The sequence below is a fragment of the Microbacterium sp. NPDC077663 genome (assembly GCF_044542795.1).
Lineage (GTDB): Bacteria > Actinomycetota > Actinomycetes > Actinomycetales > Microbacteriaceae > Microbacterium.
This window is the reverse complement of sequence record NZ_JBITVE010000003.1, coordinates 323,077-345,700: the sequence shown is the minus strand read 5'-3', so window position 1 is coordinate 345,700 and position 22,624 is coordinate 323,077. Positions and strand designations below refer to the sequence as shown.

Annotated in this window: 19 protein-coding genes; 9 read left to right on the top strand and 10 right to left on the bottom strand. The window is 69.9% G+C overall.

What is annotated here, in order from left to right; genetic code table 11:
• The first annotated feature begins 16 nt into the window (after nucleotides 1-16).
• From ACIGEP_RS14300 to ACIGEP_RS14290, 3 genes are all read left to right on the top strand, one after another.
• Complete coding sequence (locus tag ACIGEP_RS14300) at nucleotides 17-1,351, top strand: ABC transporter substrate-binding protein (protein WP_396662300.1); 1,335 nt, start codon at nucleotides 17-19, stop codon at nucleotides 1,349-1,351.
• 108 nt (nucleotides 1,352-1,459) lie between these two features.
• Nucleotides 1,460-2,797, top strand: a complete 1,338-nt coding sequence (locus tag ACIGEP_RS14295) for a carbohydrate ABC transporter permease (RefSeq protein WP_396662299.1) — start codon at nucleotides 1,460-1,462, stop codon at nucleotides 2,795-2,797.
• Entirely contained in the window at nucleotides 2,797-3,768 is a 972-nt protein-coding gene (locus tag ACIGEP_RS14290; RefSeq protein WP_396662298.1) for a carbohydrate ABC transporter permease, read from the top strand. Before ACIGEP_RS14295 ends, ACIGEP_RS14290 begins: the two co-directional genes overlap by 1 nt.
• A gap of 64 nt (nucleotides 3,769-3,832) precedes the next feature.
• Here the strand turns inward: ACIGEP_RS14290 and ACIGEP_RS14285 are convergent, their stop codons facing one another.
• The gene (locus ACIGEP_RS14285; RefSeq protein WP_396662297.1) at nucleotides 3,833-4,522 is read right to left on the bottom strand and encodes a DUF305 domain-containing protein; all 690 of its coding nucleotides are present in this window, start codon (nucleotides 4,520-4,522) and stop codon (nucleotides 3,833-3,835) included.
• On the bottom strand, nucleotides 4,519-5,229 hold the full coding sequence (locus tag ACIGEP_RS14280; RefSeq protein ID WP_396662296.1) for a DUF3105 domain-containing protein: 711 nt from the start codon (nucleotides 5,227-5,229) through the stop codon (nucleotides 4,519-4,521). The genes ACIGEP_RS14285 and ACIGEP_RS14280 overlap by 4 nt, the downstream gene beginning before the upstream one ends.
• Nucleotides 5,230-5,408: 179 nt before the next feature.
• Between ACIGEP_RS14280 and ACIGEP_RS14275 the strand changes: the two genes are divergently transcribed.
• Genes ACIGEP_RS14275 through ACIGEP_RS14265 form a run of 3 tightly spaced genes read left to right on the top strand, consistent with a single transcriptional unit; the run spans nucleotide 5,409 to nucleotide 8,556 of the window.
• Nucleotides 5,409-6,062: a phosphatase PAP2 family protein gene (locus tag ACIGEP_RS14275; RefSeq protein WP_396662295.1), complete on the top strand. Its 654-nt coding sequence runs from the start codon at nucleotides 5,409-5,411 to the stop codon at nucleotides 6,060-6,062.
• Nucleotides 6,063-6,067: 5 nt separating this feature from the next.
• Complete coding sequence (locus ACIGEP_RS14270; protein ID WP_396662294.1) at nucleotides 6,068-7,954, top strand: helicase HerA-like domain-containing protein; 1,887 nt, start codon at nucleotides 6,068-6,070, stop codon at nucleotides 7,952-7,954.
• Nucleotides 7,951-8,556, top strand: a complete 606-nt coding sequence (locus ACIGEP_RS14265) for a GNAT family N-acetyltransferase (RefSeq protein ID WP_396662293.1) — start codon at nucleotides 7,951-7,953, stop codon at nucleotides 8,554-8,556. The genes ACIGEP_RS14270 and ACIGEP_RS14265 overlap by 4 nt, the downstream gene beginning before the upstream one ends.
• Here ACIGEP_RS14265 and ACIGEP_RS14260 read toward each other — a convergent pair.
• Nucleotides 8,551-10,050: an MFS transporter gene (locus ACIGEP_RS14260; RefSeq protein ID WP_396662292.1), complete on the bottom strand. Its 1,500-nt coding sequence runs from the start codon at nucleotides 10,048-10,050 to the stop codon at nucleotides 8,551-8,553. The two genes, ACIGEP_RS14265 and ACIGEP_RS14260, sit on opposite strands and share 6 nt — an antisense overlap.
• A gap of 112 nt (nucleotides 10,051-10,162) precedes the next feature.
• Between ACIGEP_RS14260 and ACIGEP_RS14255 the strand changes: the two genes are divergently transcribed.
• Nucleotides 10,163-11,701 carry an SDR family oxidoreductase gene (locus tag ACIGEP_RS14255; RefSeq protein ID WP_396662291.1) on the top strand — a complete coding sequence of 513 codons (1,539 nt, stop codon included), beginning with the start codon at nucleotides 10,163-10,165 and terminating at the stop codon, nucleotides 11,699-11,701.
• A 7-nt stretch (nucleotides 11,702-11,708) separates the two neighbouring features.
• On the opposite strand, the gene cydC is transcribed toward ACIGEP_RS14255, so the two are convergent.
• The 4 genes from cydC to ACIGEP_RS14235 are packed head-to-tail and all read right to left on the bottom strand — an operon-like array spanning nucleotide 11,709 to nucleotide 17,501.
• Nucleotides 11,709-13,373 carry a thiol reductant ABC exporter subunit CydC gene (cydC, locus tag ACIGEP_RS14250; protein WP_396662290.1) on the bottom strand — a complete coding sequence of 555 codons (1,665 nt, stop codon included), beginning with the start codon at nucleotides 13,371-13,373 and terminating at the stop codon, nucleotides 11,709-11,711.
• Nucleotides 13,370-15,007 carry a thiol reductant ABC exporter subunit CydD gene (gene cydD, locus ACIGEP_RS14245; RefSeq protein WP_396662288.1) on the bottom strand — a complete coding sequence of 546 codons (1,638 nt, stop codon included), beginning with the start codon at nucleotides 15,005-15,007 and terminating at the stop codon, nucleotides 13,370-13,372. The genes cydC and cydD overlap by 4 nt, the downstream gene beginning before the upstream one ends.
• Nucleotides 15,008-15,029: 22 nt before the next feature.
• Nucleotides 15,030-16,064 carry a cytochrome d ubiquinol oxidase subunit II gene (cydB, locus tag ACIGEP_RS14240; protein ID WP_396662287.1) on the bottom strand — a complete coding sequence of 345 codons (1,035 nt, stop codon included), beginning with the start codon at nucleotides 16,062-16,064 and terminating at the stop codon, nucleotides 15,030-15,032.
• Between the two features lie 9 nt (nucleotides 16,065-16,073).
• Entirely contained in the window at nucleotides 16,074-17,501 is a 1,428-nt protein-coding gene (locus ACIGEP_RS14235; RefSeq protein ID WP_396662286.1) for a cytochrome ubiquinol oxidase subunit I, read from the bottom strand.
• 143 nt (nucleotides 17,502-17,644) lie between these two features.
• On the opposite strand from ACIGEP_RS14235, the gene ACIGEP_RS14230 reads away from it, so the two are divergent.
• Complete coding sequence (locus ACIGEP_RS14230) at nucleotides 17,645-19,843, top strand: serine hydrolase (protein WP_396662285.1); 2,199 nt, start codon at nucleotides 17,645-17,647, stop codon at nucleotides 19,841-19,843.
• A gap of 10 nt (nucleotides 19,844-19,853) precedes the next feature.
• Here ACIGEP_RS14230 and ACIGEP_RS14225 read toward each other — a convergent pair whose 3' ends face one another.
• Nucleotides 19,854-20,477, bottom strand: coding sequence for a helix-turn-helix transcriptional regulator (locus ACIGEP_RS14225; RefSeq protein ID WP_396662284.1), 624 nt, complete (start codon nucleotides 20,475-20,477; stop codon nucleotides 19,854-19,856).
• Nucleotides 20,478-20,549: 72 nt separating this feature from the next.
• Here ACIGEP_RS14225 and ACIGEP_RS14220 point away from each other — a divergent pair, with 72 nt between their 5' ends.
• Nucleotides 20,550-21,047, top strand: a complete 498-nt coding sequence (locus ACIGEP_RS14220) for a DUF427 domain-containing protein (protein ID WP_396662283.1) — start codon at nucleotides 20,550-20,552, stop codon at nucleotides 21,045-21,047.
• A gap of 11 nt (nucleotides 21,048-21,058) precedes the next feature.
• On the opposite strand, the gene ACIGEP_RS14215 is transcribed toward ACIGEP_RS14220, so the two are convergent.
• Together ACIGEP_RS14215 and ACIGEP_RS14210 are read right to left on the bottom strand one after the other, a co-directional pair.
• Nucleotides 21,059-21,883, bottom strand: coding sequence for an HAD-IIA family hydrolase (locus ACIGEP_RS14215; protein WP_396662281.1), 825 nt, complete (start codon nucleotides 21,881-21,883; stop codon nucleotides 21,059-21,061).
• Between the two features lie 37 nt (nucleotides 21,884-21,920).
• The gene (locus tag ACIGEP_RS14210) at nucleotides 21,921-22,571 is read right to left on the bottom strand and encodes a dihydrofolate reductase family protein (RefSeq protein WP_396662280.1); all 651 of its coding nucleotides are present in this window, start codon (nucleotides 22,569-22,571) and stop codon (nucleotides 21,921-21,923) included.
• Nucleotides 22,572-22,624: the final 53 nt, after the last annotated feature.

Sequence of the window (22,624 nt, the reverse complement as noted above, 5' to 3'; positions counted from 1 at the left end):
GAAAGAGGAGAAGTACATGGCATTGTCACAGCGATACCGTCTTCTTGCCCCGGTCGCCCTTCTGGGCGCGGCAGCACTGGTGCTGGCCGGGTGTGCGGAAGGCGGCACCGAGGGCGAAGGCGGCACAGGCGGCGAGGCGAAGAAGACCGTCCGCATCGCGGGAGGCATCACCGGTGGTGAGGCCGACGCTCTCAACGAGTCCTTCGCGAAGTTCACCGAGGACACCGGCATCACCGTCGAGTACACCGGCGACAAGTCGTTCGAAGGAAACATCGTCACGAAGGTCACCGGTGGTGACGCCCCGGACATCGCGATCGTCCCGCAGCCCGGTCTGCTGAAGACGCTCGTCGAGACCGGCAAGGTCCTCCCCGCGCCCGACGCCGTCGAGTCGGCGGTCGACGAGAACTGGTCGCCCGACTGGAAGAACTACGGCACGTTCGACGACGAGTTCTACGCCGCTCCCATGCTCGCGAACCTGAAGGGGTACGTCTGGTACTCCCCGAAGCAGTTCGCGGAGTGGGGGGTCGAGATCCCCAAGACGTGGGACGAGATGATCGCCCTCACCGACAAGATCGTCGAGACTACCGGCGGCCCCGCCTGGTGCGCCGGATTCGCCTCCGACGCCGCCTCGGGATGGCCGGGCACCGACTGGATCGAGGACCTCGTCCTGCGCCAGTCCGGCCCCGACGTGTACGACCAGTGGGTCGCCGGTGACGTGAAGTTCACCGACCCGCAGATCAAGGAGGCGTTCGACGCGGTCGGCGACATCCTGCTCAACCCCGACTACGTCAACGCCGGCTACGGCGACGTCAAGAGCATCAACTCGACGGCGTTCGGTGACGTCGCCGCGGCTGTCGCGAGCGGCGACTGCGCGCTCACGCACCAGGCGTCGTTCCTCTCGGCGAACTTCCTCGACGTGCAGACCGCCGACGGCCAGACCCCCGTGGTCGCGCCCGACGGCGACGTCTACGCGTTCATCATGCCGGGCTACACCGAGGGCGAGCTCCAGGTCGAGGGTGGCGGCGAGTTCGTCGCCGGGTTCTCGGACGACGAGTCGACCCAGAAGGTGCTGGAGTTCATGGCCTCCCCGGAGTTCGCCGACGCTCGTGTCGAGCTCGGTGGCGTCATCTCCGCCAACAAGAACGCCAACCCCGATCTCGCCTCCAGCGAGTTCCTGAAGGAAGCGATGACGACGCTGCAGGACGACTCGACCGTCTTCCGCTTCGACGCCTCCGACCTGATGCCCTCCACGGTGGGCTCGGGCTCGTTCTGGAAGGGCATGGTCGACTGGATCGACGGCAAGGACACCGACACGGTGCTCTCCGACATCCAGGCCGGTTACGAGAACTGATCGTCTCGTGACGATCGGTTGAGCCGAGCGGGGCCGGGCTGACACGCCCGGCCCCGCTTCTCCCATCCACTCCGCCCGGTACGTCGCTGTACTCAGAAGGGGACACCTATGTCGCAGACGACCGTCGACAGGCCCGTCGACACCGAACCTCCCGTCACCACCCATGCCACCGATCCGAAGGGGCGCGCGGTCACCCGGATCGTCGTCGCCGTCGGATTCGTCCTGATCGTCGCCGTCGCGCTCCTGCTGGCCTTCACGGCCTCCAGTGAGGAGTCCTCACGCATCACGATCGGGTTCTCGCTCAACAGCTTCTTCCTCTGGCTCGGCGGACTGAACCCGCTGATCCAGATCCCCGTCATCCTGGTGGTCTTCGGCATCGTCGTCGGGATCATCCTCGTCCTGATCGAGTACGCCCCGCGCCCCGGCCGCGGCTACTTCATCATGCGGTTGGCGGCCTGCCTGATCATCCCGCTGCTGGCGTTCCTGCTGCTGCGCCCGTACGCGAACGCGGTGGTCTACGTCGTCGCGATCGCCCTTTTGGTCGGCGGGCTGCTCTTCTTCGCGGACTTCCGTTCGCGGCAGGGTGCCGGCTACCTGTTCCAGCTCATCCTCTTCATGGCCCCGGCCAGCATCATGCTGCTCCTCGGTCTCATCTACCCGGCGATCTCGACGATCTTCAAGTCGTTCTTCGACAAGTCGGGAGAGTCGTTCGTCGGTCTCGAGAACTACATCTGGGTGTTCACCAACCCGACCGGTACGGCGTCGGTGGTCAACACGCTGCTGTGGGCGCTCCTCGCCCCCACGATCTCGGTCGTGATCGGCCTCGCGTACGCCGTCTTCATCGACCGTGCCCGCGGCGAGAAGCTGCTCAAGGTCCTCGTGTTCATGCCCGTCGCGATCTCGTTCGTCGGCGCCGGCATCATCTGGAAGTTCATGTACGACGCCCGTCAGGGCGACCAGGTGGGTCTGCTGAACGCGATCGTCACTGCCTTCGGGGGCGACCCGGTGCAGTGGCTGGCGATCAAGCCGGTCATCAACACCCTGATGCTGCTCGTCGTCTTCATCTGGACACAGACCGGCTTCGCGATGGTGATCCTGTCGGCGGCCATCAAGGCGGTGCCCGTCGAGCAGATGGAGGCCGCGCAGCTGGACGGCACGAACGCGTGGCAGCGGTTCCGCAACGTCACGGTCCCCGGCATCCGCTCGTCGCTGATCGTCGTCCTCACGACCATCACGATCGCCTCACTGAAGGTCTACGACATCGTGGCCGTCATGACCGGCGGTCGCGATGAGACGACCGTCCTCGGCTTCGAGATGGTCAACCAGCAGCAGCGGTTCCAGAGCTACGGACACTCGTCCGCCCTCGCCGTCGTCCTGTTCCTGTTCGTCCTGCCGCTGATCATCTACAACGCCCGATCGATGGCCAAGCAGAGGGAGATCCGCTGATGACCGTCGCAGCACCCACCACACCCGTCGACAACCGCACCGCCCGTCAGGTCGCGCGCGACACCCGCAAGAACGAGGCGATCGCACACAAGAAGCTGACGTCGAAGGGGGCGACCCTCGCGGCCGTCATCATCGCCGTCTTCTGGACGATCCCGACCTTCGGTCTGTTCGTCACCTCGTTCCGACCGGGCGCCGACACGCAGTCGACCGGATGGTGGACGGTGTTCACCAACCCCGACTTCACCCTCGACAACTACTTCGAGGCCCTGAACTCGGGCGGAACGTCGACGACGCTCGCGGCGGCGTTCGTGAACTCGCTGGCGATCACGATCCCCGCTACGGTCTTCCCGATCGTCATGGCGGCGCTCGCGGCCTACGCGTTCGCGTGGATCGACTTCAAAGGACGCAGCGCGCTGTTCATCTTCGTGTTCGCGCTGCAGATCGTGCCCCTGCAGATGGCGCTCGTGCCGCTGCTGAGCCTCTTCTCGGAGGGGCTCACGATCAACGACGTGCCGATCTTCCCGGGCTTCGGTCTGAACGACGTGCAGTACAGCTTCGCCCGGGTGTGGATCGCGCACGCGATCTTCGCGCTCCCGCTGGCGACGTTCATGCTGCACAACTTCATCGCCGAGATCCCCGGAGAGGTCATCGAGGCGGCGCGGGTGGACGGTGCCGGCCACGGCCAGGTGTTCTTCCGGATCATCCTGCCCCTGGCCGCTCCGGCGATCGCCTCGTTCGCGATCTTCCAGTTCCTGTGGGTCTGGAACGACCTGCTGGTCGCGACGATCTTCGCCTCGCCGGGGGCCCTGCCCATCACCCAGGCGCTGAACTCGCTGTCGGGCACCTGGGGCAACCGCTGGTTCCTGCAGTCGGCGGGTACGTTCATCTCGATCATCGTCCCGTTGATCGTGTTCTTCGCGCTGCAGCGCTTCTTCGTCCGCGGCCTGCTCGCGGGTGCGACGAAGGGCTGAGCCCGGAACGACGGAGAGGGGGATGCCGGTGGCCACCGGCATCCCCTCTTCGTGTGTCTGCGTGTCAGCCGCTGCAGCCGAGGCGTTCCTGCATCGAGGTCATCGCCTGGATCTCGAAGGTCTGGCCCTTGACCATGGTCTCGGCGACGGTGCGCACGCGCTCGTCGGAGGCCAGGTCGAGAGCGGCCTCGGCCATCGGGATGGCACCCTCGTGGTGGCGGATCATGAGGGTCAGGAACGTACAGTCCGCCTCCTGGCCGGTGGCCGCCTTGAGCGCGGTCATCTCGGCATCCGAGGCCATGCCCATCTGTTCGCGCACCTCCTCGTCGGACAGCGGCGCGCCGTCGGAGCCGCCGTGGCCGTGTCCGGCGGAATCGGATGCCGCCATCCAGGCCATCGGCTGATCGCCGTACTGCGGCAGACCCCACCGGACCAGCCAGTCGAGCATCTCGCCGCGCTGCGACGACTGCCCGGTGGCGATGTCGTAGGCGAGGGCCCGGAGCTCGTCGTCCTCGGTCTCGGCGTAGATCGTCATCGCCATGTCGACCGCCTGGGCGTGGTGCATCTGCATGTCGCGGGCGAAACCGGCATCCGCAGAGCCCTCACCCGGGGTCGAGCCGGCGATCCCGAACGTCGAGAAGCGCCCGATCGCGAACGCCACCGCAGCGACGGCCAGGCCCACGAGCAGCACGACCCACCACGGCGGGAGGGTCCGCTCGGTGCCCGGCTCGTCGCCGACGGTGTCGTCGGTCACTGCTTGCCGGGGGCGTCCAGGGCGCCGGTGCACGCGGCACCCGGCTCGGGACCGTTGACGTTGCGCCAGTACGCCTTGATGAACTCGCCGATGCGCTCGTCGTCGGGGGAGTCGACCTTGAGCTGGGCGTTCCAGGCGCTGACGGCGATGGGGGTGTCCATGTCCTCGTAGGGCGAGAGGACCGTGTAGTCGGAGGGCAGCTGCGCATCGAGGGCGTCGATGCCGGCCTGGTCGACCTGCGCCGGGTCGTAGGTGATCCAGATGGCGCCGTGCTCGAGGGCGTGGACGGCGTTCTCGTTCGGGACCGGCTGATCGTAGACGCCGCAGTTCAGCCACACCGCGTTGTGGTCGCCGCCGGCAGGAGGAGTCTGCTCGTAATCGACGACACCCTCGACGTGGGTCGCGGTGTGATCGAAGGTCTGCACACCCGAGATGCCGGAGCCGTCGCCGTCGCCGCGGGCGACGGTCACGGGGCGCGGCGTGAGGACGACCGAGGCGACCACGAGACCGACGATCAGGAGGGCGGCGGTGACGCTGACGATCCACCAGGTCGTCTTCGTGCGGCGGCGCTTCGCGAGCTGACGCTGGTACTCGGCGAGCTTCTGCTGCTTCTGCTGCTCGCGCTGCTGCTTCACGGTGAGGTTCAGCTGAGCCTGCGTCGCGGGGTTGCCGCTGGTCCGCTTGCCGATGGGATCGTTCGGGGTCATGGGAGTGGCCTCGTCGGTCGGGATGGGAGGGCGCGGGCGCGCCTTCGTCGATTTTATTCGCCTGCATCTGAGGGAGCCCCGTGGGACCGGATTTCATAGGCTCTCGTGACGTCGGAGACATCCGATCGCGCGTGCGCAAGGGGTGCGTGCTCGTGTCCGGTGTCGGCCAGGATGGGGCGATGACGGTCCCCACGCACGAACACGAGATCGGTATCGGTCTGCGACTAGCGGTCATCGGTGCCATCCTGCTCGTCGTCGCGGTGGCGACCGGCATCGCCGTCGAATCGACGGACTCCGAGCTGATCGACCTCGACGCGTGGTGGAACACCTACGTCACGACCTTCCTGCCCGGCATCCGTCCCGTGGCGCTGCTGATGAACGTCCTCGGAGCCGGGGTCATCGGCACCTACGTCGTCCCGCTGGTCGGCGCGGCGCTGTTGTTCCTGTTCCGACGCCCGTGGGGCGCGGTCTTCTTCCTCGCGGCGTCCATCGCCGGAGCGCTCGTCGTGCAGTTCCTCAAGGGGCTGTTCGGACGCGTGCGTCCCGAGGACATGCTCGTCATCTCCGACCACGGATCGTTCCCGTCGGGACACACGGCGAACGCCGCGGTGATCGCCACCGTCGCGGTCATCCTCTTCCCCCGCCTCTGGGTGGTCGTCGTCGGACTCGCCTGGACCCTGCTCATGGCCTTCAGCCGCACCCAGGTCCACGCCCACTGGCTCACCGACACGCTGGGCGGAACGGTGCTGGGTGTCGCCACGACCCTTCTGGTCGCCGCCGCGTTGACGATCCCGGTCGTCCGCGAACGCGAGCGCCGGCTCTCGCTAGGCTGAGCGGCATGAGCGCCGAGGAAGCCGCCGCCGAACTCGCCCGTCTCGAAGCAGAGGCCGCCGCCGCCGAGGCGGAACTGAAGCTCGCGAAGGCGCAGGCCGCCCTGGCCGCCGCTCGCGCCGCGGCCGTGCGGGCGCAGACGGATGCCGCGCCGCCGGGGTCTCCCGCCGAGCCCGATGGGCCGGTGGACCCCGCTGCGCCGGTGGACCCCGCCGCGCCCGCCAACTCCGTCGCCGACGTCCCGCCGCCGGCTCCCGAGCTCGCGGCCGGACCGCTCGACGCCGACGAGGTCGCGCGCATCGTGTCGGGCTACACCTTCCAGGAGGCGACCCTCGACCTCGGTGCCCTCGTGAACGGTGATCCGGTCCGCGAGGCGCAGATCCGCATCCCGCTCGCGATGACCAACCGGCACGGGCTCGTCGCCGGCGCCACCGGCACGGGGAAGACCCGCACTCTGCAGGGGCTCGCCGAACAGCTGGCCGCCAAAGGCGTCCCGGTCTTCGCCGCCGACATCAAGGGCGACCTGACGGGCGTCGCGACGGCGGGGGAGGGCAACCCCAAGCTGCTCGCCCGCACCGAGGCGATCGGGCAGGCGTGGGAGCCCGAGGCATCCGACACGGAGTACTTCGCGCTCGGCGGCATCGGTACCGGCGTCCCCGTGCGCGCGACGGTCACCGGATTCGGCCCACTGCTGCTGAGCCGCGTCCTCGGGCTCAACGAGACGCAGGAGTCGAGCCTCGGCCTCGTCTTCCACTACGCCGACGCGCACGGACTCCCGCTCGTGGACCTTTCGGACCTGCGGGCCGTGCTCACCCACTTGACCAGCGACGCGGGCAAGCCCGAGCTGAAGACGCTCGGCGGGCTGTCGTCGGCGACGGCCGGGGTCATCCTCCGAGAGCTGATCACCTTCGCCGACGGCGGCGCCGACGTCTTCTTCGGTGAGCCGGAGTTCGACGTCCGCGACTTCCTGCGCACCGCGCCCGACGGACGCGGGATCATCTCGCTCCTCGAAGTTCCGGGCATCGCAGACAAGCCCGAGCTGTTCTCGACCTTCCTCATGTACCTGCTCGCGGAGCTGTTCGAGATCCTTCCCGAGGTGGGGGATGCCGACAAGCCGAAGCTCGTGTTCTTCTTCGACGAGGCGCACCTGCTTTTCCGCGACGCGTCGAAGGCGTTCACCGCGGCGATCGTCCAGACGGTCCGCCTCATCCGCTCCAAGGGGGTCGGTGTCTTCTTCGTCACGCAGACGCCGAAGGACGTACCGGGCGACGTGCTCGGCCAGCTCGGCTCCCGCATTCAGCACGCCCTGCGCGCCTTCACCCCGGACGATGCGAAGGCCCTGCGCGCGACGGTCGGCACGTATCCGACGTCGGGCTACGACCTCGAGCGGGTGTTGCAGGAGCTCGGCACCGGCGAGGCGATCGTCACCGTCATGAACGAGAAGGGTGCGCCGACCCCCGTCGCGTGGACACGCCTGCGCGCGCCGCAGGGGCTCATGTCCCCGACACCGGCCGCCGCCGTGCAGGCCGCCGTCGCGGCGTCACCGCTGTTGGCGACTTACGGCACGCCGGTCGACCGCGAGTCCGCGCGTGAGATCCTCGCCGCCAAGATGGCGGCAGCCGATGCCGAAGCAGATGCCGCCAAGGCCGCCGCCGACAAGGCGAAGGCCGACGCGGAGTACGCGAAGCAGAAGGCCGCGGCGGACAAGGCGCAGCAGAAGGCAGAACGCGATGCGCAGCGGGAGTACGAGCGGATCCTGCGGACGACGGGGGGCCGCACCCGGACCTCGCGTCGCGCCGAGTCGTCCCCGATCGAGCAGATCCTCGGCTCGAAGGCGACGCAGTCGATCATCGGCAGCGTCATCCGCGGCGTGTTCGGGAACGGTCGGCGATGAGCGCGACATCCCGCATCCGGCCGTTCCGTCCCGGCGACGAGCCTGCGCTCGCCGAGATCTGCCTGCGTACCGCGGATGCCGGGGGCGACGCGACCGGGATCTTCGAGGACGACGCGATCTGGGCCCACATCTGGGTGCTGCCCTACGTCGAGCGGCACCCGGACCTGGCCTTCGTCGTCGAGGAAGAGGACGGCGCCGTGTCGGGGTACGTGGTCGCCACCCCCGACACCGACGCGTTCGAGCGGTGGTTCCACGACGACTGGTGGCCGCGCCACATGCACCGGTGGCCGAAGCCCGAGCGCGAGGTGACGAGGCAGGACGGCACCCTGCTCTACGCCTACAGCCGGGGGGAGAAGCCCGAGCGATACGCCGGGGAGTTCCCGGCGCACCTGCACATCGACCTGCTGCCGCGCGCTCAGGGCAAGGGCGCGGGGCGCCGCCTCGTTGCGACCCTCTTCGACGCGCTGCGCGAGCGAGGCGTTCCGGGGCTGCACCTCGTGGCATCGGCGGGGAACACCGGTGCGATGGCGTTCTACACCCGGCTCGGGCTCGCACCGCTGCCGTCGTCGCCCGGGTCCCGGGCGTATGGCGTGACGCTATGAGCGGTGCAGGGGGATCGGCATGGTCGACGTGTCGATGAGCGGGTCGTCGTCCTGACGCTCGACGACCTCGATCGCCTCTTCCCGCGTCTCGACGGTGGGCACCGAGCCCAGAAGCGGCCGCTTCGCGGTCTCCTTCATCGACAGCAGCGCGATGCCGCCGAGCAGGGCGAAGAACATGATGTAGAACGCCGGCATGTAGGTGTTGCCGGTCGCGGTGATGAGCGCCTGGCTGAACAGCGGTGTCGTCCCACCGAAGAGGGACACCGACACGTTGTACGCGATCGCCATCGCGCCGAACCGCGAGGCGGTCGGGAACAGCGCGGGCAGGGTCGAGGCGGACACGGCGACGTAGAAGGCGACCGGGATCGCGACCATGCCGAGCGCCACGAACACGGCCCACTCCTGACCGATCTGCATGATCGCGAAGGCCGGAACCATGAGGACGATCGTGGACCCGGCGGCGATCATGTACACCGGACGGCGCCCGATCCGGTCGCTCAGCTTGCCGATCAACGGCAGGCAGGCCGACATCACGATCAGCACCGGAACCGTCGCGACGGCGGCGGCGAGATTGGACACACCCACCTCCGTCTCGAGGTACGTGGGCATGTAGCTCGTGAGCGCGTACCCCGCGGTGTTGGTCGCGGCGACGATCGCGATACCGATGAGGACCTCGCGCCAGTGGTGGCGCAGGATGCCGCCGATGCCGTGACGGGCGAGGGGGTCGTCGCGGTCGACATCGGCGTCGTGCTCCGCCGCGTTCTCGTAGGCGGGCGTCTCGGGGATCTTGAGGCGGAACCAGATGGCGACGATGCCGAGCGGGATGGCGATGAGGAACGGGATGCGCCAGCCGAAGTCGAGCATCGCCGTCTCGCCCCAGATCGATTCGGTGACGACGGTCGTGAGAGCGACCACGGACGCTCCTGCCGCGAATCCCAGGTAGGAGCCGAGGTCGAGCCACGACGACCAGAACCCGCGCCGCTTGTCGGGGGAGAACTCGGCCACGTACGTCGTGGCGCCGGCGTACTCGCCGCCGGTCGAGAACCCCTGGATCATCTTCAGGACGTACAGGGGCAGGATCGCCCACAGTCCGATCTGCGCGCTCGTGGGCAGGACGCCGATGAGTGCGGTCGCCGCGGCCATCATCGCCATCGTCAGGAACAGCACCTTCTGGCGTCCGATGCGGTCGCCCAGGGGGCCCAGGACGAGGCCGCCGATGGGGCGGACCAGGAACGAGATCGCGAAACCCAGGAGGGTGACGAGCAGGCCCCACGGGTCGGGAACGTCCTCGGCGAACACGACGGTGAGGGTCACGGCGAGGTAGCCGTAGATGCCGAAGTCGAACCACTCCATGAAATTGCCGACGACGGTCCCGCCGATCGCGGTGCGGACGCGCTTCGTGTCGACGACGATCACGTCGTCGACGTCCAGCCGCGGCGGCGGGGACGGGCGGGTGGTGGACGGGGGTACCGGATGACGGGATGACCTGGCCATCTCTCCACGGTACGCAGATGATCGGATGCCCGCATCCGAGGGTGCGTCCCTTGACAAAACCCGTCCGCTGGGCTGGGGCCGCGCCCTCCCGCAGCCGGTCTATCGTGGCGACATGAGCGAGCTCTCCGCCCCCACCGGCCGCGAATCCGTCCTCGTCGCGCAGCCCCGACCCGACGGGACGGCGCCCCGCGCGCTCGTTCTGGGAGCCACCGGATACCTCGGCGGCCGGCTCGTGCCGCGACTGCTGTCGGCCGGGTATCGCGTGCGCGTCCTCGCGCGCACGCCCGCCCGGCTGGCGGCCTTCGTGTGGGGCAGTGAGGTCGAGGTCGTCGAGGGTGCGGCCGAAAACGCGGATGCCGTGGCCCGGGCGGTCGCCGACGTCGATGTGCTTTACTACCTCGTCCACTCGATGGGCGGCGGCGGCGATTTCGAGACGAAGGACCTGCGCGCGGCGGAGACGGTGGCGGATGCGGCGGCCGAGGCATCCGTCGGTCGGATCGTCTATCTGGGAGGTCTGCACCCGACCGGCGTGGAGCTGAGCCCCCATCTGCGCTCGCGTGTCGAGGTGGGCGAGGTGTTGCTGCACAGCGGCGCGCCCACGCTCGTCCTGCAGGCGGGCGTCGTGATCGGATCGGGGTCCGCCTCGTTCGAGATGGTCCGGCACCTCACCGACGTGCTCCCGTACATGCCGGCACCGAAGTGGGTGCGCAACCGCATCCAGCCGATCGCGGTCCGCGACGTGCTGCACTACCTGCTCGCGGCGGCGCGCGTCGCCCCCGACGTGAACCGTGCCGTCGACATCGGCGGACCCGACGTGCTCCGCTACGGACAGATGATGAACGGGTACGCGGTCGAGGCGGGCCTGCGGCAGCGGGCGATCGCCGCGCTCCCCGTCCTCACCCCGGGTCTCGCCTCGCACTGGGTGAATCTGGTCACGCCCGTTCCGCGGGCGATCGCACGGCCGCTGATCGCCTCGCTGCAGAACGAATGCGTCATGGACGATCACACGGTCGACGACCTGCTGCCCCGCCCCGAGGGCGGGCTCACGCCCTACCGCGAGGCGGTCCGACTGGCGTTGCGCAAGGTCGAGGCTGACGCGGTCGAGACGAGCTGGCAGGACGCCGAGATCTCGTCGGTGCCGAGCGATCCGCTTCCGAGCGACCCGGACTGGGCAGGGCGGCTGGTGTTCACCGACACGCAGAGCGCCTCGACCTCGGCCAGCCCCGATCAGCTCTGGCGCGTGATCGTCGGCATCGGAGGCGAGAACGGCTGGTACTCGTCGCCGTTCCTCTGGGCCGTCCGCGGCTGGATGGACCGACTCGTCGGCGGTGTCGGTCTGCAGCGCGGGCGTCGCAGCCGCGGCAAGGTCGCCGCCGGCGACGCGATCGACTTCTGGCGCGTCGAGGCCGTCGAGGAGGGGCGCCTGCTGCGCCTGCGCGCGGAGATGAAGGTGCCGGGACTCGCCTGGCTCGAGCTGCGCGCGAGTCCGCAGGGGTCGGGATCGCGATACGACCAGCGTGCCGTCTTCTTCCCCACGGGACTCGCGGGGCGCCTGTACTGGTTCGCGGTCCTGCCCTTCCACGGCTTCATCTTCAAAGGCATGGCGAACCGCATCGCCGCCGCCGCCGAGCGCGAAGCGCCGACCGGCTGAGGCGCACCTAGGCGGCCGTGAGGCGCCCGCCCTCGATCCGGACGGTCCGATCGATGAGGGATGCCGGCACGTCGGCGTGCGAGATGAGCACCACCGCCTGCGAGGGACCGACGGCGCCCAGGAGATCGGTGAGCAGTGCGTCGGCGGCCGACGGGTCGACCCCGGCGGTCGGCTCGTCGAGGACGAGCACGGGAAAGCCGCGCAGCAGGGCGCGCGCGAGCGAGATGCGCTGCGCCTGCCCTCCCGAGACGAGCGACCCGCGCTCGCCGACCCGCGCGCCCAGTCCGCCGCGAGCGCGCAGCCACTCGCCGAGACCGACCCGGTCGAGGACGGCGAAGAGCTCGTCGTCGGTCGCGGAGTCGCGGGCGAAGAGGAGGTTCTGGCGGATGTCCTCGTCGAAGAGCATCGGATGCTGCTCGCACAGCCCCACGGTCATCCGCAGGTCGTCGGGGGCGATGGCCTCGACGGCGCGACCGCCGATCGAGTAGTCGCCCCTGACCGACAGGAACCGGACGAGCGCATGCGCGAGGGTCGACTTGCCCGCTCCGCTCGGCCCGACGACGTGGATGCGCTCGCCGGGACGCACGTCGAGGTCGATGTCCGAGAGGGCATCGCGGTCGGCGCCCGGCCATCGGACGGTCGCACCGCGCAGCCGGATGCCGTCGCCGAGCCCCGGCGCCTGCCCCGTCGGCGCCCCCGCGACGGGGATCTCCGGCGGCACCGCGGCGGGGACGACGCCCGCCACGCGCGCCGCCGACGCCCGCACCTGCCGCCACGCCGAGGCGGCGAGCGGGACGGCGGTGAACACCTCGAACACCGCCATCGGCACGAGGACGGCGACCGCGAGGCCGGGCCCGGCGAGGAGGCCGTCGGCGGCGGCCGGAGCCGACGCGAGGAGGGCGAGGACCGTCGCCGCGCCCGCCGCGAGCGAGACGACGGCAGCGGTGCCGGCCTGCGCGGTCGTGCGCCGCAGCAGCGCACGACGCAGCGCCGCGTCGGCCTCGTACACGGCCGCCCGGGAGGTCTGCTCCGCGCCGAAGGCGATCAGCACGTCGAGGCGCGAGAGATGGTCGAGGACGGTGTCGCGGAGCCTGGCGCGCAGCGGTGCGATGGCGCGCTCGGCACGCGCCCCGGCCACCCACCCCCACGCCGTCGCCGCGGTCCCGGCGCCGATCAGGCAGAGGGCGAGGGTCACGGCAGCCGGCCACCACACCACCGCGACGAGCACGACCGCTCCCACAGCGACCGTCGCCGAGGAGGTGAGCGGCAGGATCACGCGCAACGGGAGGTTCTGCAGTTCGTCGACGTCGTCGACGAGGGCGGCGGACGTGTCGCCGCGCCCCGTCGAGGCCAGTCCCGCGGGGGCGTGGGGGAGTAGACGCCGCACCAGGTCGGTGCGTGTGCGGGCGAGCTGACGCAGGACGGCGTCGTGGCCGGCGAGACGCTCGGTGTAGCGGAAGGCGGCTCGCGACAGGGCGAAGGCGCGCACGCCGACGACCGCGGTCGTGATGTAGAGGACGAGCGGTTGCTCGGACGCGCGCACGATGAGCCAGGCGCTCACGGCGAGCAGCGCGACCGCCGAGGCCTCCGACAGGAAGCCCGAGGCGAGCGCCGGCCAGAACCGGCGCGGGGGCGGGACGGCCTCCCGCAGCACCTCCCGGGTCGTGGTCACACCGACACCTCCCTGCCCGTCAGTCGCACGACCCGGTCGGCGATCGTGCGGGCGCTCTCGCGGTGCGAGACGAGAAGGATCAGCGCCCCGGCATCCGCGATCGTGCGCAGCGACCGCCACAGGTGCTGCTCGGTGGCGGCGTCCAACGCCGCCGACGGCTCGTCGAGGGCGAGGACGGGGGCGTGTCCGCGTAGGCGGCGGGCGAGGGCGCGGGCGACGGCGACGCGCTGGGCCTGCCCGCCCGAGAGGCCCGCCCCCTGCACGCCGAGCACCTCGTCCGGATCGACGTCGGCGAGGCCCGCGAGGGCCAGCGCCTCGGAGATCGTCGCGGCCGGCATGACGGCATCGCCGAGGGCGATGTTCGAGGCGACGGTGCCGGCGGCGAGTCCGGGTCGCTGGCCCGCCCAGGCGAGCCACGTCGAGGGCGCGAGTGTGCGGACGTCGATGCCGTCGAGCTCGATCCGGCCGGTGGATGCGGCGGTGCCGAGGAGCGCGTGGAGCAGGCTGGACTTGCCCGCACCGCTCGGTCCCTCGATGAGGACGATCTCCCCCGAGCGGGCGTCGAGGTCGACCGGCGGCAGGTCACGCACGCGGACGCCCTCCATCCGCAGCTCGTGCGACGCGTCCTGGAGCGGCGCGGCCGAGGTGACGGCCGGCGAGGCCGCAGCGGCCTCGTCGAGGACCGCGAAGACGTCGCGCGTGGCGGCGACACCCTCGCTCGACGCGTGGAACTGGATGCCGACCTGGCGGAGGGGAAGGAACGTCTCGGGGGCGAGGAGGAGGACGAAGAGACCGACCCCGAGGGCGAGCGACCCGTCGAGCAGGCGGAACCCGATCGTGACCGCGACGATCGCGACCGAGATCGAGGCGAGGAACTCCAGAGCGAACCCCGACAGGAACGACACCCGCAGCACCGTCATCGTCTCGCGGCGGTAGTCGTCGGTGACACGGTCGATCGCGTCGGCCGCGCGGTGCTGTCGCCCGAAGACGGTGAGTGTCGAGAGCCCCTGCACGGTCTCCGAGAATCGGGTGGCGAGACGGCTGAGCGTGTCCCACTGGCGCCGCTGGACGCTGCGGGTCGCGAGACCGATCAGCACCATGAAGATCGGGATGAGCGGCAGCGTGAGGAGCACCGTGAGCCCCGACACCGCGTCGGCGCTCCACATCACGGCGAGCAGCAGCGGGGTGGCGATCACGGTCTGCACGAGCTGCGGCAGATAGCGACCCACGTACGGCTCGAGGGCGTCGAGGCCGCGTCCGGCGACGAGCGCGAGCTGCGCCGTGCTGCGTGTCGCCGTCCATCCGGGGCCGAGTCGGGTGATGCCGTCGAGGACGGCCGTCCGCAGCTGGGACTCCACCCGCGCCGAGGCGCGTGCGGCGACGGCTTCTCGCGCGAAGGAGGTCACCGATCGGAGGAGGACGACGGCCGCCAGCGCGAGGAGCGTCCCCGACAGATCACTCCCCGCGATCGCGTCGACGATCGCCCGCGTCGTGAGGAACGCGAAGCCGATCATCGTCGCCGTCTGCGCCACAGCGAGCACGGCGAGGACGACGAAGAACGACCGGGACGCCGTCGCATACCGCCACAGGCGCGGGTCCACCGGCGGCTGCCGCGGTTCGACCTCGGGTGCCATGGGAAGATCCTCCTCCGATCGCTCAGTGAGCGACCGCGGCATCCGCCTTCTCGATGTGCGTCCGCGAGATGCGCTTGCGGAACACCCAGTAGGTCCAGGCCTGGTAGGCGAGGATGCCGGGCAGGAAGATCACCGCCGCCCACGTCATGACACCGAGGGTGTAGTCGCTGCTCGAGGCGTTCTCGATCGTGAGCGAGAACGCCGGATCGGTCGAGGACGGCATGACGAACGGGAACAGCGCGAACCAGAGCGCGAGGACGGCGGTGACGATCGTGAAGGCCCCCAGACCGAAGGCCCAGCCGTCCCGCCGACGCAGGTTCGCGACCGCGGAGCCCACGAGCGCGAAGGCGGCAGCCGCGCCGCATCCGATCACGGCCCACAGCGCCGGGGCGCCGCGATCCATCGCGATGGCCGCGGTCCAGACGACCGTGCCGGCGGCGAACATGATCGTGGGGATCGCGACGCGACGGGCGAGCGCGTGCGCGTCGTCACGGACGCGGCCGTCAGCCTTGAGCGCGACGAAGTACACGCCGTGCAGGAAGAACAGAAGCAGCGTCGTGACCCCGACCCAGAGGCCGTAGGGGTTGAGGAGGGTGAGGAGCGACCCCGTGAACTCCTTGTCGACGTCGATCGGCACGCCCTGCACGATGTTCCCGAAGGCGACACCCCAGAGCAGGGCGGGGACGACCGACCCGATGACGATCATCCGGTCGAAGCCGCGCTTCCACGCGAGCCCCTCGCGCTGATGGCGGTACTCGAACGAGACACCGCGCAGGATGAGCGCGAGCAGGATCAACAGGAGCGGCAGGTAGAAGCCGCTGAAGAGGGTCGCGTACCACTCCGGGAACGCGGCGAACAGACAGGCTCCGGCGACGATGACCCACGTCTCGTTCAGATCCCAGACCGGACCGATGGTGTTGATGACCTGGCGTCGCGAGACCTCGTCGCGGCCGAGGAAGGGCAGGCTCATCCCGACGCCGAAGTCGAAGCCGTCGAGGACGAAGTAGCCGACGAAGAAGACACCGACGATGAAGAACCAGAGGTAGGCGAGATCCATGGCGTGCTCCTAGTAGACCGTCGAGGGTGTCTGGTCGACCGGCAGGTCCCGGGGGTCGGGATCGTCCGGCCCGGGAAGGGGGTCCGGCCCCTTCTGCGCGGCCTTCAGGATGAGGCGGAACTCGACGACGGCGAGCGACGCGTAGATGGCCGTGAACGCGATGAGGGAGATCAGCACCGTCCAGCCGGGGACGCTGGGTGAGACGCCGTCCTCGGTCAGCATGAGGCTGAACACGATCCAGGGCTGGCGGCCCATCTCGGTGAACACCCAGCCCACGAGGCTGCCCAGCAGGGGGAGCGGTGCGGACCAGATCGCGACGCGCCACATCCAGCCCGCGACGGGACGCGTCGCCTTCTTCCGCGTGACCCAGAGCCCTGCGACGGAAATGAGCGTGGCGAGCCCGCCGAAGCCCATCATCCAGCGGAACGACCAGTAGGTGACCCAGATCTCCGGGCGGTAGTCGACGCCCGCACCGAACTTCTGGGTGTAGAGGTCCTGCAGGTCGTTGAGGCCTTCGACGCAGCCGTCGAGCGTGTGGGTGGACAGGAAGGAGAGCAGGTACGGCACGCGCAGCGACCAGATCTCCTGCGAGCCGTCGGGGGTGCCGATGGAGAAGATCGAGAAGGATGCGTCGGCGCCGCACGCGTTCTCGTACAGCGCCTCGGCGGCGGCCATCTTCATCGGCTGCGTCTGGACCATGACGAGCCCGAGCTGGTCGCCGCTGATGGCCGTGCCGGCGAACGAGAGGATCATGAACCACATGCCGTAGCGCAGGGCCGGCCGCATCGTCTCGACGTGCTGTCCGCGCCGCAGGTGGTAGGCGGCGACGGCGATGATGACCGCCGCGGCGAACATGAATGCCGAGAAGATCGTGTGGGGGAAGGCGGCGAGGGCGACGGGGTTCGTGAGCAGCTCGAAGAAGTTCGTCAGCTCGGCACGGCCCGTTTCGGGGTTGAGCGTGTAGCCGACCGGGTTCTGCATGAACGCGTTCGCGGTGAGGATGAAGTAGGCCGAGAGGATCGACCCGAACGCCGTCGCCCAGATGGTGAGCAGATGGATGCGGCGCGGCAGTTTGTCCCACCCGAAGATCCACAGCCCGATGAAGGTCGCCTCGAAGAAGAAGGCCATGAGCCCCTCGAAGGCGAGCGGCGCGCCGAAGACGTCGCCGACGAACCGCGAGTAGGCGGACCAGTTCATGCCGAACTGGAACTCCTGCACGATGCCGGTCACGACGCCCATCGCGAAGTTGATCAGGAAGATCTTGCCGAACAGACGCGTGAGATGCAGCCACTTCACGTCGCCGGTGCGATGCCAGATCGTCTGGAAGACCGCCACGGTAAGCGCCATGCCGAGCGTCAACGGCACGAAGAGGTAGTGGTAGAGCGTCGTCAGTCCGAACTGCAGACGAGCCAGGATGAGCGGGTCCAGAAAGTCCACGGGCTTGGTCCTTCCACGGTGATGATCCGACGGTACGACGCCGCGTCGACCGCGGTTCCCGAGAGGGCCGTGCAAAATACCCGGATGCCGCCCCGCCGCGCACCCCCGTGGTGAGAGCGGTCTGCGGCGCCTACGGTGGGCACATGACTCGCGGTGATTCGTCCCCGGTCCGTGCGACGGTGCGACGGACCACAGCCCTCACCGCAGCCTGGCTGACCGCGGTGCTCGTCCTGACCGCCGGGCCCGCCGTCGCCGGGACGACGCCGACGCCCGCGCCGTCGGGCTCACCGTCTCCGAGCGCCTCCGCCACCGCCACGCCCAGCCCGACGCCGACGGTGTCACCTGCACCGACCTCGACGCCCACCGCGACCCCCCGTCCGACGCCGACGCCCACCCCCGCGCCGACGCCCACCCCCACTCCGACGCCCACCCCCACGCCCACCCCCACTCCGACGCCGGACGCGAGAGCGCGACTCGCGGCACCGGCCGCCCCCAAGATGCCGTCGGGCAACCGCCTCAGCGCAGCGACGGCGGCGGACCAGACCATCGCGGTCAGTCGGGCGCTCTTCCCCGACGGGAGCGCCGAGGTGATCATCGCGGCGGCGAAGCGTCACGACGCGCAGATCGCCGCGGGGCTCGCCGGAGCCCGCCGGGCTCCGATGCTGTACGTCGCGCCCGATTCGATCCCCGCGGCGATCAAGGCGGAGATCGCCCGCCTGAAGCCGACGCGGATCCTCATCGTCGGCTCGACCGCCTCGGTAAGCAGTACCGTCGCGCGGGTGCTCGGTCAGACGGCGAAGGTCGAGCGGATCTCCGGCGGCGACACCTATGCCCTCTCGCGCGCGGTCCTGCGCTTCCAGGGCGAAGTCGACCGCGTGTACGTCGCTGATGGGCGCACGATGGACACCGCACCCATCGCGGCGGCGGTCGCTGCGGCCACGGGAGGCGGCTTCATGGCGGTCGACGGTCGCGGGACGGCCTCCGACGCCACCATGGCAGCGCTGAAGGCCGTCGGTGCGAAGGAGGTGGTCATGATGAACATCGCCTCGATGATGGGTCAGGGCTTCGTCGACCGCATCCGCTCTGCCGGGATCAGCGTGCGGCGCATGGCCGGCGGCACCAGTGAGGCCGTCGCGATCTCCACCGCCGCCGAGTATCCCAGCTCGACCACGCGGGGCGTCGTGGTCTCGGGCGTCGCGATCCCGAATCACGAGACGGGCACGGCGGCAGCCGTGGCCGGTGCGCTCCGGCAGCCCTTCCTCTACTCCCGCACCGAGTGCGTCTCGGATGCGACGGCTGCGCTTCTAGACACGCGCAAAGACAAAGTCCTCGCCGTCGGACCCACCAGCCGCCTGCAGGCGGCCGTGCTCACCGGCGACGGCTGCACCGTCGTCCGCACGGCGGCGGCCGACACCCTGCGTGACAAGATCACGGCGGCGATGAAGCGGCATCCGTCATCGTCGTACGCCGTCACCGTCCGTCAGATCGGCGGACTCGAGGTCCTGTCGGGCAAGACGGGTGCGACGCGGCGCGAACCGGCGAGCATGATGAAGCTGTTCGTCGCCTGGGCCGCGCTCGCCCGCGTGGAGAAGAAGCAGGCCTCGCTGTCGACGAAGCTCTCGTCCGGGCTGACCGTGAACGAGTGTCTGCGCGAGCTCATCTGGATGTCCGACAACTACTGCCACACCGACCTCGTGCACTGGATCGGCATCTCGAACCTCAACAAGCAGATCGCTGCAGCGGGCTACTCGCAGACGTCGTACGGGCGGGTGCTGAAGGGCCAGGACGTCCTCTACGCCGGCAACCGCACGACCTCGAACGATCTGAGTCTGCTCGTGGCGCGGCTCGAGAAGGGGCAGATCCTCAACAAGACCCACACGACCCTTCTCCGCGACCTCATGCACACGCAGTTGTTCCGCTCGCGCATCCCGAACGGCATCCCCGCGTCGGCGTACCAGGCGTCCAAGCCTGGATCGCTGTGGGTGAAGGGCGGACTGCTGCAGGCCGACACCGCCATCATCCGCGGCCCGAAGGCGACGTTCGTGCTCACGGTCATCGGCGATGCCGGCTCATCGAAGGCCGGCATCCGCGACATCGCGCGCACCGTCTACACCCACTTCAACGGCTCCTTCGGGGCGGCCGCGAACCACTCCGACCTGCACGTGCGGACGACGAAGAACGCCACGTGGCGCAAGACGGCGGGGGGAGCGGTCGGCGGCACGATCCCGAAGGGCACACCCCTGCAGGTCTCCGACTCCAAGCGGCACTGGTACAAGCTCCACTACCGGGGCGGCTACGCCTGGGTCTGGTACTCGTCCCTCCGCAGCAACCTCGCGTACTGAGACCGCGGGGTCAGGCCTCGGGCCGCCGCCGCAGCAGCTGGATGACGCACTGCTGCGGGTCGCAGGACGAGCGCACGCCGTCGACCGCCAGCGGTCCGCCGGCTTCGCGCAGCGCGCCCTGCATGAGTCCGAGGTGCACGTCGCACAGCGTCTCGCGGTTGTCGGCCTGATCGGCGGCGTGGGCGCAGGGGGTGAGGTCGATCGTGAGGTGGTCCTCGTCGATCTCGGGATCGAAGCCGCCGTCGAGGAGCTGCTCCACGAGGGCGTCCAGCTGATGCTGCTCCTCGCCGGTGAGGCTGCCCGCCGTCTCGGGCATGACGCGCCGCATGAGGTCGCCGCGCTCGGCCGCGGCCTGCACCTTGCGGCGGTGCTCGGGGCTCGACACGCTCACGCCGTCGACGGCGCGGTAGAACACCCGCGGCCGGCCGCGGGTCGTGCGCTTCTCGATCTCGGTCGCGACGAAGCCGCGGTCGATGAGGCGCTGCAGGTGCTCTCGCACGGTGTTCGGATGGAGTCCCGTGGCCGCGACGAGCTCGCCGACCGTCTGCTGCGGAGTCGTCTGCAGCAGATGCAGGATCTCCACGCGCGATGACGTGGAGATCGCGTTGTAGGCGGTCGGGCGCCGGGCCGTCATGTCTTCATTATCAGGGGAGGCAGGATGCTGCGGGGCGGCCCCGACGTATGATTCCGCCCCTAATCTGAGACCATGCGCCATCCCACCCCCGACCCTGTCGGACCGGGCCAGGAGAGCGTCTGGGACTATCCCCGGCCTCCTCGCGTCGAACCGGTCGCCGGTACCGTGACGATCACGCTCGGCGGTGAGCGCATCGCCACGACAGACCGTGCGCTGCGAGTGCTCGAGACGAGTCATCCGCCGGTCTACTATCTGCCCGTCGACGACTTCGCCGGCGGTGCGCTGACCCCCGGGCAGCGATCGTCGTTCTGCGAGTTCAAGGGCGCCGCCCGCTACCTCGACGTCCACGGCGGGGGAGTGACGCGCCCCGCGGCGGCGTGGAACTATCCGGATCCTTCGCCCGGCTACGAGGCGCTCGCGGACCGGGTGGCGGTGTACGCGCAGCAGATGGACGAGTGCACGGTCGCGGGTGAGGTCGCCACTGCGCAGCCGGGACGCTTCTACGGCGGCTGGGTCACCTCTCAGGTCGTCGGACCGTTCAAAGGGGTGCCCGGCTCGATGGGCTGGTGACGGCGGGGCCGTCAGAGGCCGAGCGCCGGCTGCACGTCCGGGGAGTCGCTCTCACTCGGCTCGGCGCGGACCAGGTCCGCGACGGAGCCCAGGATCTCGTCGGGACGGAACGGATACCGCTCGATCTCGGTCGCGTCGCTGATGCCGGTGAGCACGAGGACCGTGTGCAGACCCGCCTCGATGCCGGCGACGACATCCGTGTCCATGCGGTCGCCGATCATCCCGGTGTTCTCGGAGTGCGCGCCGATGCGGTTGAGGGCCGACCGGAACATCATCGGGTTGGGCTTGCCGACGACGTAGGGCTCCTTACCGGTCGCCTTCGTGATGAGTGCCGAGATCGCCCCGGTCGCCGGCAGCACGCCCTCAGTCGAGGGTCCGGTCGCATCGGGGTTGGTGGCGATGAAGCGCGATCCGGCACCGATGAAGCGGATCGCCTTCGTGATCGCCTCGAACGAGTAATTGCGCGTCTCGCCCACGACGACGTAGTCGGGCCGGGTCTCGGTCATGATGAAGCCCGCCTCGTGGAGGGCCGTCGTGAGACCGGCCTCACCGATGACGAAGGCGCTGCCGCCGGGCATCTGCGAGGCGAGGAAGTCCGCGGTCGCGAGCGCCGACGTCCAAATCGACTCCTCGGGCACGATGAGTCCCGAGGCCCGCAGACGGGCGCTCAGATCGCGCGGCGTGAAGATCGAGTTGTTCGTGAGCACCAGGAACGGGGTGCCCTCGTCGCGCCACTGCTCGAGGAGCTCCGCAGCCCCCGGGATCGGCGTGTTCTCGTGCACGAGGACGCCGTCCATGTCGGTCAGCCAGCACTCGATGTCCGCGCGGGTCCGCATGCGTACACCCTATGCCCGGCAGGGCGCCGGTCGCCGTTCAGACCCGGCGGCGGAAGGTCGTGTGGACGACCCCGCTCTCGGCGGCCTCCGACGTGACGGTGTAGTCCTTCTCCAGGCCGCGCAGGTCGTCCCAGAGCCGCACGCCGCGACCGAGCAGGATCGGCACGATCGCGACGTGGAGGTCGTCGACCAGCCCGTCACGCAGGAAGGCGCGCACCGTCTCGGCGCCGCCTCCGATCCGGATGTCCTGGTCGCCCGCGAGCTCGCGGGCGCGCGCCAGCGCCTCGCGCGGTGTCGCCGTCAGGAAGTGGAACTCGGTCCCATTCGCGAACGCGATGGGCGGCCGCGACGCGTGCGTGAGAACGAGGACCGGGAAACCGAAGGGCGGCTCGTCGCCCCACCATCCGCGCCAGTCGGGGTCGTCGGGGTTCGCGTGCAGACCGAACATGCCGGCGCCCATGATCTCCGCACCGAGCGCCGCGAAGTACCGCTCCGCGTAGGCGTCGTCGACGCCCGTCGTGCCCTGCCCCGAGGTGTCGTGCAGCACACGCTCCCGGAAGGTCCGGGTCGCCGTGTAGTCGCGCGTGAGTCGGCCCCAGTCGTCGCCGAACGGGTTCTCCGGCGTCTGATCCGTCGTCGTGGCGAAGCCGTCGAGGGAGATGTTGAGGTCGACGCGGACGCGTGTCATGGCGATCCTTCCGGAGGCGGCCGAAGGGGATCGGCGGCTCCAGTGTCCCGCAT

What these genes read in the sequence shown, in the direction of transcription:
- ACIGEP_RS14270 (WP_396662294.1), top strand. Translation starts at nt 6,068, where the DNA reads ATGAGCGCCGAGGAAGCCGCCGCCGAACTCGCCCGTCTCGAAGCAGAG.
- ACIGEP_RS14290 (WP_396662298.1), top strand. Translation starts at nt 2,797, where the DNA reads ATGACCGTCGCAGCACCCACCACACCCGTCGACAACCGCACCGCCCGT.
- ACIGEP_RS14255 (WP_396662291.1), top strand. Translation starts at nt 10,163, where the DNA reads ATGAGCGAGCTCTCCGCCCCCACCGGCCGCGAATCCGTCCTCGTCGCG.
- ACIGEP_RS14280 (WP_396662296.1), bottom strand. Translation starts at nt 5,229, where the DNA reads ATGACCCCGAACGATCCCATCGGCAAGCGGACCAGCGGCAACCCCGCG.
- cydB (WP_396662287.1), bottom strand. Translation starts at nt 16,064, where the DNA reads ATGGATCTCGCCTACCTCTGGTTCTTCATCGTCGGTGTCTTCTTCGTC.
- ACIGEP_RS14230 (WP_396662285.1), top strand. Translation starts at nt 17,645, where the DNA reads ATGACTCGCGGTGATTCGTCCCCGGTCCGTGCGACGGTGCGACGGACC.
- ACIGEP_RS14210 (WP_396662280.1), bottom strand. Translation starts at nt 22,571, where the DNA reads ATGACACGCGTCCGCGTCGACCTCAACATCTCCCTCGACGGCTTCGCC.
- ACIGEP_RS14295 (WP_396662299.1), top strand. Translation starts at nt 1,460, where the DNA reads ATGTCGCAGACGACCGTCGACAGGCCCGTCGACACCGAACCTCCCGTC.
- ACIGEP_RS14220 (WP_396662283.1), top strand. Translation starts at nt 20,550, where the DNA reads ATGCGCCATCCCACCCCCGACCCTGTCGGACCGGGCCAGGAGAGCGTC.
- ACIGEP_RS14265 (WP_396662293.1), top strand. Translation starts at nt 7,951, where the DNA reads ATGAGCGCGACATCCCGCATCCGGCCGTTCCGTCCCGGCGACGAGCCT.
- ACIGEP_RS14225 (WP_396662284.1), bottom strand. Translation starts at nt 20,477, where the DNA reads ATGACGGCCCGGCGCCCGACCGCCTACAACGCGATCTCCACGTCATCG.
- ACIGEP_RS14260 (WP_396662292.1), bottom strand. Translation starts at nt 10,050, where the DNA reads ATGGCCAGGTCATCCCGTCATCCGGTACCCCCGTCCACCACCCGCCCG.
- ACIGEP_RS14215 (WP_396662281.1), bottom strand. Translation starts at nt 21,883, where the DNA reads ATGCGGACCCGCGCGGACATCGAGTGCTGGCTGACCGACATGGACGGC.
- cydD (WP_396662288.1), bottom strand. Translation starts at nt 15,007, where the DNA reads ATGGCACCCGAGGTCGAACCGCGGCAGCCGCCGGTGGACCCGCGCCTG.
- ACIGEP_RS14300 (WP_396662300.1), top strand. Translation starts at nt 17, where the DNA reads ATGGCATTGTCACAGCGATACCGTCTTCTTGCCCCGGTCGCCCTTCTG.
- ACIGEP_RS14275 (WP_396662295.1), top strand. Translation starts at nt 5,409, where the DNA reads ATGACGGTCCCCACGCACGAACACGAGATCGGTATCGGTCTGCGACTA.